We start from the raw sequence: 15,870 nt of genomic DNA, 5'->3' as shown, positions 1-15,870 counted from the left end.
ATGTCGCTATAAGTAGAGAATAATTATGAGTACTAAAAACGAACAGCTTTTTGCGCAAGCACGTAAACATATCCCAGGTGGTGTTAACTCACCAGTTCGCGCCTTTGCAGGGGTCGGTGGTACGCCAATCTTTATGCACCGTGCCAATGGTAGCAAAATCTATGACACCGAAGACAACGCCTATATCGATTATGTTGGCTCTTGGGGCCCAATGATTTTGGGTCATGCGCACCCAAAAGTCATTGATGCAGTTAAAAAAGCGGCTGATGATGGTCTAAGCTTTGGCACACCAACGCCGTTTGAAACCACCGTTGCTGACAAGATTTGTGACATCGTGCCGAGCGTTGAGATGATTCGTATGACCAGCTCTGGTACAGAAGCGACCATGAGTGCGATTCGCTTGGCGCGTGGTTATACCCAACGTGACAAAATCGTTAAGTTTGAAGGCTGCTACCATGGGCATTCAGACAGCTTGTTGGTAAAAGCTGGCTCTGGCATGCTTGATATTGGTGAGCCAACGTCGAAAGGCGTGCCAGCAGACTTTGCTAAGCATACCATTACGATTCCTTATAATGATCCGCAAGCGATTAAGGACTGCTTTGAGAAATGGGGTGAAGAAATTGCCTGCGTTATCTTAGAGCCTATCGCTGGCAACATGAACATGGTTATCCCAACACAAGAGTTTCATGATACGTTGCGCGCAGAATGTACAGCTAATGGCGCAGTATTGATTTTTGATGAAGTGATGACGGGCTTCCGTGTTGGTCTTGGCGGTGCGCAAGCCCATTTTGGTATTGACCCAGACTTGACCTGTTTCGGTAAAATCATCGGTGCTGGCTTACCCGTTGGTGCTTTCGGTGGTAAAAAAGAAGTCATGTCTTGCATCGCGCCACTTGGCGGCGTCTATCAAGCTGGCACGTTATCAGGCAATCCACTAGCGATGCGCGCTGGTATCGCTATGTTTGAAGACTTAACGGCAGACGGTTTTTATGACGAATTAGCAGCGAAAGTTGATCACCTAGTGGATGGTTTCCAAGCAGCAGCTGATAAACATGGCATCCATCTACGTACCAATAAGCTTGGCGGCATGTTTGGCATGTTCTTTGTTAAAGACAGCGCAACTGAAACGCCAAAAAACTTCGATGACGTGACAGAGTGCGATATGGACGTATTCAATACTTTCTTCCACGGTATGCTAGATCGCGGTATTTACTTGGCACCATCAGCTTATGAAGCAGGCTTTATGTCTATCAAACATAGCGATGAAGACATTGATGCGTCAATCAAAGCAGCTGATGAGATATTTGCAGAAATGGCAAAAGCATAGTTTAGCCATGTAAGTTATTAGCTAACTAAAAAGTTAAAGCTTAAAAAACCAGCAAGATCGTCCTGTGATCTCTGCTGGTTTTTTTGTTTATCGATATCTTATTTATAATCGTATTGGGAAAAATATAAAGTTTGTCATTTAACTTATATGATGACTAAACGTTATCGTGCTTTATCAAACTTGCGATCTCTCAAGCTTAGATTGCCTCGTAGCACATCGCTATACATACGAAAATCGCTGACAAAGCTTTTCAATGGAAACTTAAAAGAAGCGGGTTTGTTCTTTTCAAAGAAGAAATGTCCAACCCATGCGCAGGCATATCCAGCGGCAATGCCCTTTACCAAAGGTTTGGCTGAGCCAGTTTTGACAGACTTTGCCAATCCTAGTAGGCCAAAGCTACTACCTGCGAAATGTAGGCGGCGACAGGCCATGTTTTGATGCTCATCTAAGTAAAAATCATAAAATGCCTGTTTGGGCGAGTTTTCAGTTTTTACCATGTCTTTTTTGGCGCTGCTGATAGGGGTCTCATTATTTTGGGTAGCGTCTTTTGTGGTGGTCTGATTCATGTGACTAGCTTCCTTGCTGGTGGGTTTGACAACTACTAATTGCGGATGATTTTTAACCGATTAGTTGGTGACTTTTTAAATAAATTATACGGATAAAAATTCTGTAAATAACGGTTTTTTATCATGATATTGATAGCTTTCAATGTAGCAAACCGATATGCGTAACACAAGCGCTAGATGCTGAGCCGATACCTTTCAGCTTATAGGGTGGTCTTCGATGTTCCCGCTACAGTTTTGCATCGCTTGCGAGTGTTTGGCATAAATGCTTTAATGATAAAATTGCCCTGATTTTTGTGGTTACTACTTTTTTCTATACATGTGATTTTATAACTATATAGCACGTGATTTTGGTAAACTATCCACTCTCTCTAACACGGTGACGACTTGTCCTATGCCTATTGACTACCTTACGAATCCGCCAATTGGCGATGATGAAATGATGGCAGCCATCGATATTGGTTCCAACAGTTTCCATTTAGCTATTGCTCGTCTTGACCATGGGGAAGTGCGAAAAGTAGTCTCGATGTCTGAAAAGGTACAGCTCGCCGCCGGTTTGGACGAAAATAATATCCTAAGCGCAGCCGCTGAGCAGCGCGGTCTTGACTGTTTAAGCCGCTTTGTGGCGCGCTTGGATTCAGTACCGCCAGAGCGTATTCGTGTGGTTGCGACCAATGCATTGCGTCAAGCCAAAAACGCCAACGACTTTATTTCCCGTGCCAATAAAATTCTGCCAAAACCTATTGAGATTATCGCGGGCCGCGAAGAGGCGCGATTGATTTATTTGGGCGTCTCGCATACCAACGAGAGTAGTGATAAACGCTTGGTTATGGATATTGGCGGTGGTTCGACAGAGTTTATTATTGGTCAAAATTTCGATCCATTATTGACTGAAAGCTTACAAATGGGCTGCGTTTCTTTTACCCAAAAATTCTTTGCTGACGGCCTGATTACTAAAGAAGCCTTCAATAGTGCGATTTCAGGTGCACGCAAAGAAGTCTTAGCCATCAATGGTCGCTATCAAAAGACAGGCTGGAGTAGCGTGGTTGGCTCAAGTGGCACCATCAAAGCGGTGCGTAATGTTTTAGTATCAAAAGGTTGGGCCGATGAGCAAGAACGCATTACCTATAAGGGTGTCAAAAAATTAGAGAAATTGCTGATTAAGATTGGCAATATTGATGATATCGAGTTAGAAGGCGTTAAAGAACATCGTAAAGCTGTATTTCCTGCTGGCGTGGCAGTATTGCGCGCTGTGATGAAAGTATTGGGCGTTGAGACCATTACCTACTCAGATGGTGCGTTACGTGAAGGCGTTATGTACGATATGCTTGGCCGTTTTGCTAGTGAAGATGTGCGTGACCGCAGTGTATTGGCATTAATCAAGCGTTACTCAGGGGACAAAAAGCAAGCCAAACAAGTGGTAAAAACCAGTCGCCATTTATTCGAACAAGTAAAAGACAAGCTTGCGCTGTCCAATGATGATTGCGACTTGCTCAGACGTGCTGCTTTCTTGCATGAGATAGGGCTGGCAATCAGTCATAGTAGTTATCACAAGCACAGCGCATATTTACTTGAATACTCTGATATTCCAGGGTTTTCGCAAGTCGATCAGAAACGCATGGCGCAGCTGATGCTTAACCATCGCCGCAAGCTCAAAGCCGATATGCTAGAGCAGACTTGTCAGATTGGTGGCGATCAGCTGGTTTATCTCTGTTTACTGTTACGCCTCGCCGTACTGGCACATCATAGCCGCAGTGATTATGCGCTACCAGAGCTAGAACTAAAGGTAGTCGCTGAAAACAGTTGGCAAATTACCTTGGCGGATAGCAGTGAGCATTATGCGTTCTTGCTGGCAGATTTGCGTACTGAGATTGACCAGTTTGCTAAATGGGGCGTACAGCTTAGTGTGATTGAAGCTCAAGAGGCCGAGACTCCAGAGGTTGAGCAGTTACCATTGTAAGTATTGAGTTAAAGATTAACGTAACAAAAGCGGCGTTGTCGATAATGTCATGCTATTTAAGATGTGCTACTATAGCTCCTATTGAGTTTACAACTGTACTTTCATTATCTGAATACGGATAACGATATTATTCTTAAACATAAATACATTAAGTATAATTATTAAAGGGAAGCGTCTATGAGCACTGTCTGGGATAGTGTGCAGCTTGCACGACACGCCAAGCGTCCATTATTTATGGACTATGTTAATCAGCTTTTTACCGAATTTGACGAGTTGCATGGCGATCGTGCTTTTGCCGATGACAAAGCCATTTTGGGTGGTCTTGCGCGTTTTGATGGTCAGCCTGTAATGGTAATTGGTCAGCATCGTGGTCGTAGCACCCGTGAGCGTATTGCTCATAATTTTGGTATGGCCAACCCTGAAGGCTATCGCAAAGTGATTCGTTTGGTCAAAATGGCCGAGCGCTTTAACATTCCTGTGATGACCTTTGTAGATACTCAAGGTGCTTACCCTGGTATTGGTGCAGAAGAGCGCGGACAGGCGCAAGCGATTGCAGAAAGCATTGCTGTGTTCTCTAGTCTGAAAGTGCCTGTGATTGTGACTATCATTGGTGAAGGCGGCTCAGGCGGCGCACTGGCAATTGGTGTTGGCGATAAAGTAAATATGCTACAAAACAGCATTTACTCAGTGATCTCGCCAGAAGGCTGTGCTTCTATTCTTTGGAAAACCGCTGAAAAAGCACAAGACGCTAGTGAAGCGCTAAAACTAAACGCCATTAATCTTTATCAAATGGGTTTGATTGATGCTGTTATCGAAGAGGGCGAGGGCGCACATGTACAGCCACAACCTGTGATGAATGCATTAAAAGCACTCATTACTGAGCAGCTTGATGAGATTAAAGATTTAGATCCTCAAGAGCGTTGTGAGCTACGTTATGAAAAGTTAAAATCTTTCAACTCAGAAGTGATGTTGCCTGCTTAATTGGTTGCGATGGCGCCTTTATTGTTAAGTCGTTATTATTAATAATAGGCTTTTCATATTAGAGTCTGAGCCTTAATGCTAAAATAAAAACGTGTCATTTAATGGCGCGTTTTTTTATGGTTGTTAGTATATAAAGCACCTAACGTAACTAAAAATAAGGCTGATTATGACCAGCAGTGCAATCATTTCACATTCTATTAAATCAATTGCCGATTTGCCAGTTGATGAGACACTAGCAACCGCGTTATTGAGCAGTATGTCTGCGTATAGTGATCAGTTGCATGGTCGCCGTCTTTGGTTGGCATGTAGTGGTGGACGTGATTCATTGGCACTTGCGGCGCTGTGTGTGCAGCTCTACCGACAAGGTAAATTGCCATGTCTGCCGCAGCTGTTACATGTCGATCATGGGTTACAATCGGATAGTCAGCACTGGGCCAAGCATGTTGCCAATTGGGCGCAAGCGCAGCAGATACCTTGTCGAATTTTACAGGCACAAGTGAATGGACATGATGAGCAGGCCGCTCGGCAAGCCCGTTATAATGTTATGCGCGCTCATATCAACCAAGACGATGTATTGCTACTGGGCCACCATGCTGACGACCAAGCTGAAACCGTATTGATGCGGCTCATTCAAGGCGCTGGAGTCAATGGTCTCTCTGGTATGCAGCCATGGCGAGTGCAAACGCAGGGCGCACAGTGCAACATCCTGTGGCGACCTTGGCTTACGATACGACGAGCCACTATTAGCGCCTACGCCAAGCGCTTAGAGTTGCCTTATATAGATGATCCTACTAATGACAGCGGCGACAATGTACGTAGTGGACTACGCCGTGACATCATGCCAATACTGGCTACGTACAATCCTAATGTCATCGATAATATTGCTCGCAGTGCACAGCTGTTAAGTGATGCACAGGAAACAATCAATGCTCAAGCTATGCAGGATATGCAGCAGACGGAAAGTACAGACCTGCAACTTTTACCTGCACAGCGCGTACTAAATATCGATGCGTTGCAAAAGCTATCCATGTATCGTCAGCGGCAACTACTGCACTATTGGCTCGGTCAAGATGAGCCGTTACCACCTGCTAAGCAACTTGTCGATGATGTGTTAACTCTAAGCCAACGTGATGACCAAGATCATCAAACAGAACTGTTTTGGCAAGGTCGTAAAGCATCTTATACCATTCGGCGCTATCGTCAGCAGCTCTATCGTATGAGCAGCGAATGGCTGTCTTGGCTGAAGCTACCACTTACCGAGCAGGTGCTGCCACTATCTAGCCTGAGTTTGTCTAAGAATAATTCAGCTGATAATAGCTTCGAATTAGTCACCTTGTGCAGCAGTAATGACTGCATTTGGCAGTTACAAGTGAAAATAGATGCGCTGGTACGATTGTTGGAAAACAGTACAGACGGAATAGCACAGCAGGCAGTGTTAAAAATAGCACCGTTAGACCGTAAGCAACGGCTAAAGACCGAGATGGCTGCGCGCCCACAAGCAGGCAAAAAACTGTATCAAACGCTTGGGATTCCATTATGGCTACGAGAAAGTTTAATGGTAGTCAGCATTACCTTTATAAAAAAATCTGAAGATGGAAATGATATACAAACTGATATTCCTCTGTTACTAGCGTCGCCATTTGAGAGTTGGCTCTTGAGTTCTGAGCATACCGATAACGATGCCAAAAACAATCAATTGGCTGAGTACATTGCAAGTGAGCTTAGTCTAAAATAGAAAACGTCAAAAGTTTAATATCCGTTGGCTGACTCATTGATTTTTATCAGGTTGAAGTCAGCTGTGACATTTTGAATTTATCAAACGGTGATAGTGGCAGTATGATAAACTGAGTGTCGTTTTACATATCAGTATGTTAAGTTGAATACCTTTGAATTTTGTGACTAGGAGACAAGTATGTCGGTATTAGATAATAAAAAAATCAGCTTTATTGGTGGCGGAAACATGGCACAAGCGCTCATTAGCGGGCTTGTGGGTTGCGGCATCAAACCAAATCTAATCACGGTCGCCGATCCTAGCAGCGATGCACGTGAGCAATTAGCCGCCAAAGGTCTAAATACGGTTGATCCAATGGCTGATCCAAAGTCTGCTGTGATCGGTGCGGATATCGTAGTACTTGCAGTAAAACCACAAATGATGAAGGTGGTCGTTGGTGCTTTTGCTGACGTACTAGACACTCAATTGGTCATTTCAGTAGCGGCAGGTTTGTCGACTGATCTTTTATCAAACATGTTGGGCGGCTATAGCAATATCGTCCGTGCGATGCCAAACACGCCTTCTATGATTCAGATGGGTGCGACTGGCCTTTATGGTACAGATAACATTTCAGCAGAACAGAAGCAGCTAGCAACAGCCGTTATGGAAGCATCGGGTTTGGTCATGTGGGTCGATGACGAAGAGCATATGCATGCCGTTACAGCCGTATCAGGTTCAGCGCCAGCGTATATGTTTTACTTCATTGAATCGATGGTCGATGGGGCAGTTGCATTAGGGCTGGATAAAGAACAAGCCTCAGCGCTTGCTATGCAGACCATGTTGGGTGCTGCAAAAATGGCGATGAATAGTGATGATGCACCAGCTGAGTTACGCAGTAAAGTTACTTCACCGAACGGTACTACTCAGGCAGCGGTTGAGTCAATGCAAGCCAATGAGATTGGTCGTCAAATCAGCGAGGCCATGCAAGCTTGCTATGATCGTAGCCAAGCGTTAAGTGAAGAGATGAGTAAATAAACACTGACAAGGTGTGCTGTGAGTGATAACTGACGACACACCTTATGTAATCATCAGCATCTGATAATGACATTTGTCATCCTAGAATCTGTTAATAATGTCACATTGAGTAGCACTTCATGAACAACATGTTATTTCAAATTTTTGATTTGGTCACCACATTCGCTATGATGCTGGTGTTTATTCGTTTTATGTTGCAGTTTGCGGGAATGGATGCGAGCAATCCGATGATTGCGCCTGCTTATAAAGCAACGCATATCGTCGATGTGTTCGGGCGTATTTTTCCGACTGTTGCACAGGGTCGTATTAGCATTGCCGCTATCGTGCTGATGTTTTTGATTCGTCTAATCGATATCTCTGGAAAGGCCGCATTAACGCATAAAGGTATTGCCCCTGTACCGCTATTCTTTACGGGCACGACTAGCTTATTGTTAGACTTTTTACGCATGTGTCGCTATCTAGTGATTGGTTCTATCATCGTTAGCTGGATTGTGGTGTTTACCAGATCTGAGCATCCGATTATTGGCATTATTATCAATTTGGCTGAGCCTATTTTGGCCCCGTTTCGTCGTATCACGCCGAATTTAGGTATGCTAGATTTATCGCCAATGGTTGCTTTCTTAGCATTTTATTTGTTGGAGATATTTATCGGTGGTTTGGCTGCGAGTGTGTTGCCAACCTTGGGTTAGTCCTAATAAAATTACATTTAAAAACTGTCATAAAAAAGGCGTTCTATAAAAATATAGAGCGCCTTTTTTGCGTCTGCTACTTGGGAAGTTTATGGCTTTATAAGTATGCTAAAAACGAACAAAGCGATTTGGTATGAGTTGAGCCTGAGTATCGTCAGGATGCGGTGCATCAGCTGCTCGCAATGTTTGGGTAATCCAACTGTCTGCGGCTTTTACCGCGTCGATGAGAGCATCACCTATTGCCAAGCGTCCAGCGATGAAGCTGGCGAGTGAACATCCTGAGCCATGGAACTCACCTTCTAAGCGCGGCAAGGTACTTTTATGGACCATTTCCCCCTGTATATATAAGTACTGCTCGATGTCACCGCTATCAAAATCATGTGAGGTTTTTACGAGTACCGCATGAGCGCCTTGAGCACATAGCTTTTGCGCACCGATATGCAGGTCTTGCTCACCGCTAAGCGCACGTAGCTCATGAGTATTTGGGGTAATTAAAGTGGCGTAGGGTAGCAATTGTCTAAATGCGCTAACCAGTGTTTTCTCATCACCCAAGCTGCCACCGCTATTTGCAACTAGTACAGGGTCTAAGACAAATGGCGTGTTGTTATCGATAACTTGATCAGCAAATAGTTTGGTCAACATTGCGATATTATCAGTAGTGCCAAGCATACCTGATTTGATAGCACTAACAGGTAAGTCATCAAGCACCGCAGTAGCTTGAGCTTTTACCAATGATGCCGCACAAGCCTCAAAGCCAAATACCTGCTGCGAGCTTTGGATAGTGACCGCCGTACACGCGATGGCGGCATGTGCCCCTGATTGTCCAATGGCCTCGATATCCGCTTGTAATCCAGCACCGCCTGAAGGGTCTAATCCTGAAAAACACAGTACGACAGGTCGCATAACAGCTCCTTTTGAGATATTTTAAAGTAAGTGACAAATACTATAGCCACCTACTACTAAAAAATCTATCATAGTCTTATGCTTGTGGATGAGGTATAAGACGGTAGAGTGAGTAGGCCTAATATTAGTGAGCAGTTTGGTCGTTATATTTAGCGATGATATGTCGCAATTTTCCTTATAAAAATGCAATATAAGTACTTATATCTATAATTTTGATAAAAGCCGCATTAAATCTGTAGACAACGCTTGCAATTCGTTTTGGCTTTGTTATAATACTCGCCCACGACATGAGACGTATTGTTAGCATCAATACTATGTTTATAGATTTTTTATAAATGTCTTGAATCGTTAGGTGAAGTGGGTGAGTGGCTGAAACCAGTTCCCTGCTAAGGAACCATACGTGTAAGCGTATCGAGGGTTCGAATCCCTCCTTCACCGCCATTTATTCAGTTGTTATTAGAGTAGTAACGCAATATACTGCGTTAAACATTTTAATAATTAATTCAAAAAATAATTTGTTTTAATTAAAAAAGATGTTGACACAAGCGATATTATCTATATAATGACCAACCTAATTTACTGCAAAAGATATTATCTTCGCAGTGGATAAAGTGCAAAATACGCGCCTGTAGCTCAGTTGGATAGAGCACTTGGCTACGAACTAAGGGGTCGGGAGTTCGAATCTCTCCAGGCGCACCATTTGCATAATAGCTTAGTATAAGCTGATAAAACATTAAAATAATCGCCTGTCTTATGACAATTGGCGGTTTTTTTATGTCTGTAACTTTTACCTTTCTACTTATTTATTCTACGATCATCTTCTGTGTATAACATGATTGGATAGCCAACTAATAATATTAAAGAGCAATCTACGATATTGGACAGTCATCTACGATGTTAGGCCACCTATGATATTGGACAGTCATCTAGGATAATGTACGATAGCCCCACCATTTACGGTACAATAGCGTTACTATTCACTGCTTGCTATGAGCTTGTACCATGTCAAAAAGTCCATCTAAACGTCCGTCAAAAACGACTCAAAAATCAAAGCCTCAATCGAGTGCGCCTGTACAGCAAGATCCTAACGAAGAGCCAACTATCGCTAAGCCTATGATTCGTGTCGTGGCGATTCTCTATGACGGTATGCTGATTTTAGCGTTATTGTTTTTGGTAGGGACGATACTAACCGTCGTAGGCACGCTGTTGACTATGGAGACGGGTACTGAGTCATCACAAGCTCAGTCACTGCCGCTTTGGTATCAGAACGCCATTATGACGCCGTCATTTGTACTGACACTCGTGGCATTCTATGGAATCTTTTGGCGCCGTGGTGGTCAGACATTGGGTATGCAGACATGGCGGTTAAAAACGATCAATGATGCGGGTCAATGGCTAACGTGGGGTCAGTCGTTTAAACGTATTTTGGCCGCTTGTTTGATGCCGCTGATTTTTGGCATTATTGGCAGTCTTATTGACGGATCACGCGCCGCCTTATTGGCCAGTGCGTTTCTTGGTTTGGTATTCAACTATGTGTTCTGCCTATTCAACCCTCGCGGTTTGGCAGTACAAGATATGCTGTCCAACACCATCACCCTAAAAATGCCAAAAGTGGCACATGAAGGGCTATGGCGCGGTTTTAAAAATCGTAAGAAAAAATCTTAGTCTGATTTTATTGACCTAATAATTTTTATCGACGCAATAATTTAGTTGTACCAATGCTCAGTTGGTTCAGCCTAACCAGTTACATACTAACGCTTTGAATCAGCCATGCGGTGTAGCTCATAAAGAACAGTACCAACGTAGCACCTGACGTACGACCGAACTGGCGTTTTGTTTTAAAGGCAAATACGCACAGGGTAACTAGCAATATCGTCAATAGTCCCATTGCCATTACATCACGTGATAGAATCACTGGATCAGCAGCGATAGGAGCAATGACGGTTGCTAAGCCGACAACTGCCAAAGTATTGAAAATATTAGAGCCAATAATATTACCAAGTGCCATATCATGCTCGCCTTTACGGGCTGCTGACAGGCTCGATACCAGTTCAGGCAATGATGTCCCAACTGCGACAATCGTTAGACCAATGATAAGCTCACTAAGCCCCCATAGCGTTGCTAGCTCAACAGCACCCCAAACGATAGCGCGTGAGCTGGCTACGAGCATCAGCATACCGATGATTAAACTCGCAAGACCACGCGTTACGCTTGGTTCTAGCTTTTCTAAGCTCTCTGAGTTATTTAAGTGCTCTGAGTCAGCATTAGCCACGACTATATCGTCTTCGTGCTCATGATAGCCTTCGCGTATACTCATTATGATCTGTAGTCCTAAAACGGCGACCAACAAAATCAACAATACGATACCATCAGCTTGGCTCAATGTCCCATCACGTAGCTGCCAAGCGGCGATGACAGTAATCAGTAGCAGTAAGGGCAAGTCGCGCTTTACGATGCCTCTACGGATGATAATAGGGCTAATCAATACGGTTGCACCGAGTACCAATGCGATGTTGATGATATTTGAGCCATAGGCGTTACCTAGAGCCAGCTCAGGGCTGCCTTCTATCGCTGCTAGTACTGATACCACCATCTCAGGCGCTGACGTGCCTATACCCAATATTAAGACACCAATTAAGAAGCTAGGCACACTAAACTTCTTTGCTAGTGCTGTCGCCCCATCAATAAAGACATCGGCACTCCAAACTAAAATTGCTAACCCAATCAGTATTGCAAGCGCGGCCAACCACATCGGTATGTTTCCTTGTATATGATGAAAAATGTGAATTTTATAAATAAAAGTGGCATAAAAAAAGCCGAATCTTGATTTAGATTCAGCTTTCCCTTTAGCATCGAGATTTTTAGTAATAATAGCAGCTAATTCAAAGATGTAACTTTGTGTTTATCTTAAATTTACCAAAACCTCACCATCCTGTCATATTAAGCAACTTGTACAGGAATGATATTTGCTGTGTCTTTTACGGTGTTGTCTTCGTTGCAATAGACCAGTTTTGGCTGATACGTTGACGCTTCAACTTCATCAAAATGCGCGTAAGCACAAATGATAACGATATCGCCCAAATCTGCCATATGAGCCGCAGCACCATTTAATGAGATAATACCAGAGCCCGCCTCAGCACGGATAGCATAGGTGCGAAAGCGCTTACCGTTGGTCACGTTATAGATATCAATAGATTCATTTTCGCGTAGACCAGCAAGATCTAATAGATCGCCGTCGATACCGCAAGAGCCTTCGTAGTGAAGCTCGGCATGGGTAACACGGGCACGGTGTAATTTGCATTTAAGCATATTAAGTAGCATAGGTTGGTTCCTTGGCGTAACTGATATTAATTAACTAAATCAAAAGGTTAATGGGGATAAAGCTGCCAAAATAAAAGGTCATTATCATTGAATGACTATATTATTCTGGTAATTTAAAGCCATTAATTTGTGAACGTGCTTTTTCGACATCACCATCTAACAATAATGGGAGCGCTTCAAAAGCAGCTGTCAGCGCGCTATCAATCGCAATCTGCTCATCGGGAGATGCTTTAGAGAGAACGTGTCCACTAACTTTAGACTTGTGACCAGGATGGCCGATACCCACACGCAGGCGATGAAAATCATTGCCAATATGCGGCGTGATATCACGTAGGCCGTTGTGACCACCATGTCCACCGTCTGTTTTGAGTTTGATACTACCAGCTGGAATATCGAGCTCATCATGAGCAATCAACAATTCATCATTTTTGATGCCATAGAAATTTACCATAGGCACCACTGACTGACCAGATTTATTCATAAACGTCAGCGGCATAAGTAAGCGCACATCAGACCCATGAATCTGCCCACGCCCTGTCACTCCATGAAATTTCTTATCAGGGGAGAGCGTGATATTAAACTGCTGAGCCAAGTGATGGACAAACCAAAATCCTGCATTATGACGCGTAAACATATACTGCTGACCAGGATTACCAAGACCGACAATAAGCTTTATGGCCATAAAAACACCCTGCTTGAATTTGATAAATAGGGGTAAGGTGTGAAGTACTGATAGACAGTTTATTTTCAAACCTTACTTACAAAAACAGCAGGAGACTTTAATCACCTGCTGTCTTATTGACTAAACGAATGTATCACTAACCAGCACAAAATAATGCACTAGTTAGAAATAGTAATTACTCGCTGTCTTTGTTTTCTTCAGTACCGTCGTTTTGCTCAGTTGCTGGTACTTCATCAGCATCAACGTCAGCATCAGCATCAACTTCTTCTACTGTTGGTGGCTGCATGTTAACGATAGTACGGTCATGGCCGTCTTCTAGCTCAAGCTCGTGAATAACAACGCCTTCAGGAAGTTTGATGTCTGATAGACGGAACAAATCACCGATTTCCATGCCAGACACATCTACTTCTAGGTATTCAGGAAGTTGTGATGGTAAGCAGATAACTTCGATATCAGATACTAGAGTAGATAGTACACCAGCAGCAGCAGTACCAGGCGCATCTTCACGACCAGTGAAATGAACAGGAACGTTCATGTGGATTTTCTGACCTTTTACAATGCGCTGGAAATCAGCATGCATTGGGAAGCCTTTAGCTGGATGGCGCTGCAAATCTTTGATAACTGCTTGATGCTCTTCACCGTCAACGTTGATAGTCAAGATGTGTGAGAAAAACGCTTCGAATTCTAGTGATTTTACTAGTTCGTTAAGCTTGATAGAGATAGCTGTTGGCTCTTCGTTACCACCATAGATGATAGCAGGAACTAGGTTCTGCTTACGTAGGCGGCGGCTCGCACCTTTACCTTGTAGTTCAGCAGCACGATCAACGGCGTTTAGTTCAAAATGATTGATGCTCATGGATATAATCCTATAAAAAAAATGATGAAGTGTCTGGTCATAAAAAAGTGGATTTGCGACCAATCCACTAATACGTGATGATAGCTAAAATTATCGTTACGAAAAAAACTCGTAATGTCTAAGCTTAGCCATTTGCTTATAGCAGCGCTCGCTATGATAATTACTATAACGATGGTTACTGTTAAGCATGATCAGCACTTTTGATAGCGCCAGCCTAATAAAAACAACGAAAAGGTCAGCACAGGCGCGCATTATACGTGATTCTGTAGCAATAATAAAGACCTACGCAAAACGCCTACACAAAACAAAGCGCCAAGTAAGGATACTTGACGCTCTGTTTTTTAAGTATTTAAGATGTCTTACTACAGTCATTGCTACTAAAAATTACGGCAAAGACTGTTAAAAAAGCAGCTGTATCAAATTAAGCGTCAAACATCGCGCTAATAGATTCTTCGTTATTGATACGGCGTAAGCTTTCAGCCAGCATCGGTGCAATACTTACCTGACGGATTTTGCTACAAGCTTTCGCTTCAGCCGATAATGGAATCGTATCGGTCACAACCACTTCATCCAATGCAGATTCGCTGATGTTTTTCAGTGCGTTGCCTGATAGGACAGGATGCGTGATGTAAGCCAAGACGCGACGGGCACCATTTTCTTTCAATGCTTCAGCTGCTTTACACAATGTACCTGCAGTATCGACCATATCGTCAACGATAACGCAATCACGGTCACGAACATCACCAATGATATGCATTACTTGTGACTCATTGGCACGAGCACGGCGCTTATCAATAATTGCCATGTCGGTATCGCCTAACTGCTTGGCCATCGCACGTGCACGAACCACACCGCCTACATCAGGTGAAACAACCATGATATTGTCATAGTCTTGCTTTTGTAGGTCGTTTAGCAATACAGGTGTGCCGTAGATGTTGTCTACAGGGATATCAAAGAAACCCTGAATCTGATCTGAGTGCAAATCAACAGTCATTACGCGATCGATACTAACGATGTTTAGCATGTCAGCAACCACTTTAGCCGAGATAGGTACACGAGCTGAGCGTGGACGACGATCCTGACGAGCATAACCAAAATACGGCATGACAGCTGTGATACGGCCAGCACTAGAGCGACGCAAGGCGTCAGCCATCATCATGATTTCCATCAAGTTGTCGTTGGTCGGTGCACAAGTAGGCTGCATGATAAACACATCTTTACCACGTACGTGTTCTTTGATTTCCACGGCAATTTCGCCATCAGAAAAACGCGTGATGTCAGCTTTACCAAGAGGTATGTGAAGATGATCGGCTACGGTTTTTGCTAATTCTGGGTGGGCATTACCCGTAAAAATCGCCAAATAAGGCATGACAGAAGTCCTATTGATTGACTCAAGCAGCGACCGCTAAGCAGTGTCAAACTGCTCAAATTAAGAAAAGAGTGGTGAAGGTATTGAAGTATACTATTACAGTAAAAAATGGCAGGGGTAGCTGGACTCGAACCAACGGATGTCAGGATCAAAACCTGATGCCTTACCAACTTGGCTATACCCCTGTAATGTCTAGGCTATGAACAACTGATATATAATAGCGACTAAGTAGTCGTTCTCAATATAGTGTCATGACCTGTCAGTTATCTAAAAAACGGATAAACCGTTTAGAACATAACTTTTCCCTAGCGGTGTCCATTGCGAACTATACCGAAACTGGGATAACATTGTCAATTACAATAAGATAAGTGGCTGTCTATAAACCTCTTATACTCGATGTATCTCTAACGCTTCGTACTAAAAAATGGCAGGGGTAGCTGGACTCGAACCAACGGATGTCAGGATCAAAACCT

14 protein-coding genes and 3 tRNA genes are annotated in these 15,870 nt (G+C 43.5%); 9 read left to right on the top strand and 8 right to left on the bottom strand.

What is annotated here, in order from left to right:
* Window positions 1-25: 25 nt before the first annotated feature.
* Window positions 26-1,327 carry a glutamate-1-semialdehyde 2,1-aminomutase gene (gene hemL / locus V6252_RS07385; RefSeq protein WP_341609926.1) on the top strand — a complete coding sequence of 434 codons (1,302 nt, stop codon included), beginning with the start codon at window positions 26-28 and terminating at the stop codon, window positions 1,325-1,327.
* A 161-nt stretch (window positions 1,328-1,488) separates the two neighbouring features.
* Here the strand turns inward: hemL and V6252_RS07380 are convergent, their stop codons facing one another.
* Window positions 1,489-1,824 (bottom strand): DUF962 domain-containing protein, encoded by a 336-nt coding sequence (locus V6252_RS07380; protein ID WP_227679381.1) that lies wholly within the window; start codon window positions 1,822-1,824, stop codon window positions 1,489-1,491.
* 460 nt (window positions 1,825-2,284) lie between these two features.
* Here V6252_RS07380 and ppx point away from each other — a divergent pair, with 460 nt between their 5' ends.
* The 5 genes from ppx to V6252_RS07355 all read left to right on the top strand — a co-directional run bounded on the left by ppx (window position 2,285) and on the right by V6252_RS07355 (window position 8,266).
* On the top strand, window positions 2,285-3,850 hold the full coding sequence (ppx, locus tag V6252_RS07375) for an exopolyphosphatase (RefSeq protein WP_201548998.1): 1,566 nt from the start codon (window positions 2,285-2,287) through the stop codon (window positions 3,848-3,850).
* Between the two features lie 177 nt (window positions 3,851-4,027).
* Entirely contained in the window at window positions 4,028-4,831 is an 804-nt protein-coding gene (locus V6252_RS07370) for an acetyl-CoA carboxylase carboxyltransferase subunit alpha (protein ID WP_102078709.1), read from the top strand.
* Window positions 4,832-4,997: 166 nt separating this feature from the next.
* The gene (gene tilS / locus V6252_RS07365; protein WP_341609925.1) at window positions 4,998-6,566 is read left to right on the top strand and encodes a tRNA lysidine(34) synthetase TilS; all 1,569 of its coding nucleotides are present in this window, start codon (window positions 4,998-5,000) and stop codon (window positions 6,564-6,566) included.
* Window positions 6,567-6,743: 177 nt separating this feature from the next.
* Window positions 6,744-7,577, top strand: coding sequence for a pyrroline-5-carboxylate reductase (gene proC / locus V6252_RS07360; protein WP_341609924.1), 834 nt, complete (start codon window positions 6,744-6,746; stop codon window positions 7,575-7,577).
* Between the two features lie 128 nt (window positions 7,578-7,705).
* Window positions 7,706-8,266, top strand: coding sequence for a YggT family protein (locus tag V6252_RS07355; RefSeq protein WP_224737825.1), 561 nt, complete (start codon window positions 7,706-7,708; stop codon window positions 8,264-8,266).
* A gap of 108 nt (window positions 8,267-8,374) precedes the next feature.
* On the opposite strand, the gene V6252_RS07350 is transcribed toward V6252_RS07355, so the two are convergent.
* Window positions 8,375-9,169, bottom strand: a complete 795-nt coding sequence (locus V6252_RS07350) for a hydroxymethylpyrimidine/phosphomethylpyrimidine kinase (protein ID WP_341609923.1) — start codon at window positions 9,167-9,169, stop codon at window positions 8,375-8,377.
* A 351-nt stretch (window positions 9,170-9,520) separates the two neighbouring features.
* Between V6252_RS07350 and V6252_RS07345 the strand changes: the two genes are divergently transcribed.
* From V6252_RS07345 to V6252_RS07335, 3 genes are all read left to right on the top strand, one after another.
* Window positions 9,521-9,610 (top strand) — tRNA-Ser (locus V6252_RS07345).
* Window positions 9,611-9,791: 181 nt separating this feature from the next.
* Window positions 9,792-9,868, top strand: a tRNA-Arg gene (locus tag V6252_RS07340).
* A 303-nt stretch (window positions 9,869-10,171) separates the two neighbouring features.
* Window positions 10,172-10,834: an RDD family protein gene (locus tag V6252_RS07335; protein ID WP_341609922.1), complete on the top strand. Its 663-nt coding sequence runs from the start codon at window positions 10,172-10,174 to the stop codon at window positions 10,832-10,834.
* A 79-nt stretch (window positions 10,835-10,913) separates the two neighbouring features.
* Here V6252_RS07335 and V6252_RS07330 read toward each other — a convergent pair whose 3' ends face one another.
* From V6252_RS07330 to V6252_RS07305, 6 genes are all read right to left on the bottom strand, one after another.
* Window positions 10,914-11,921 carry a calcium/sodium antiporter gene (locus V6252_RS07330; RefSeq protein ID WP_341609921.1) on the bottom strand — a complete coding sequence of 336 codons (1,008 nt, stop codon included), beginning with the start codon at window positions 11,919-11,921 and terminating at the stop codon, window positions 10,914-10,916.
* A 188-nt stretch (window positions 11,922-12,109) separates the two neighbouring features.
* Window positions 12,110-12,490 carry an aspartate 1-decarboxylase gene (gene panD, locus V6252_RS07325; RefSeq protein ID WP_010196068.1) on the bottom strand — a complete coding sequence of 127 codons (381 nt, stop codon included), beginning with the start codon at window positions 12,488-12,490 and terminating at the stop codon, window positions 12,110-12,112.
* 100 nt (window positions 12,491-12,590) lie between these two features.
* Window positions 12,591-13,172 carry an aminoacyl-tRNA hydrolase gene (pth, locus tag V6252_RS07320; RefSeq protein ID WP_101205142.1) on the bottom strand — a complete coding sequence of 194 codons (582 nt, stop codon included), beginning with the start codon at window positions 13,170-13,172 and terminating at the stop codon, window positions 12,591-12,593.
* 175 nt (window positions 13,173-13,347) lie between these two features.
* Entirely contained in the window at window positions 13,348-14,028 is a 681-nt protein-coding gene (locus tag V6252_RS07315; protein ID WP_057758040.1) for a 50S ribosomal protein L25/general stress protein Ctc, read from the bottom strand.
* Window positions 14,029-14,449: 421 nt separating this feature from the next.
* Window positions 14,450-15,397, bottom strand: a complete 948-nt coding sequence (locus V6252_RS07310; protein WP_057758042.1) for a ribose-phosphate pyrophosphokinase — start codon at window positions 15,395-15,397, stop codon at window positions 14,450-14,452.
* Between the two features lie 109 nt (window positions 15,398-15,506).
* Window positions 15,507-15,582: transfer RNA gene (locus tag V6252_RS07305), tRNA-Gln, on the bottom strand.
* Window positions 15,583-15,870 lie beyond the last annotated feature (288 nt).

The sequence above is a fragment of the Psychrobacter proteolyticus genome, assembly GCF_038155145.1.
Lineage (GTDB): Bacteria > Pseudomonadota > Gammaproteobacteria > Pseudomonadales > Moraxellaceae > Psychrobacter > Psychrobacter proteolyticus_B.
This window is presented reverse-complemented; position numbering and strand designations above follow the sequence as displayed.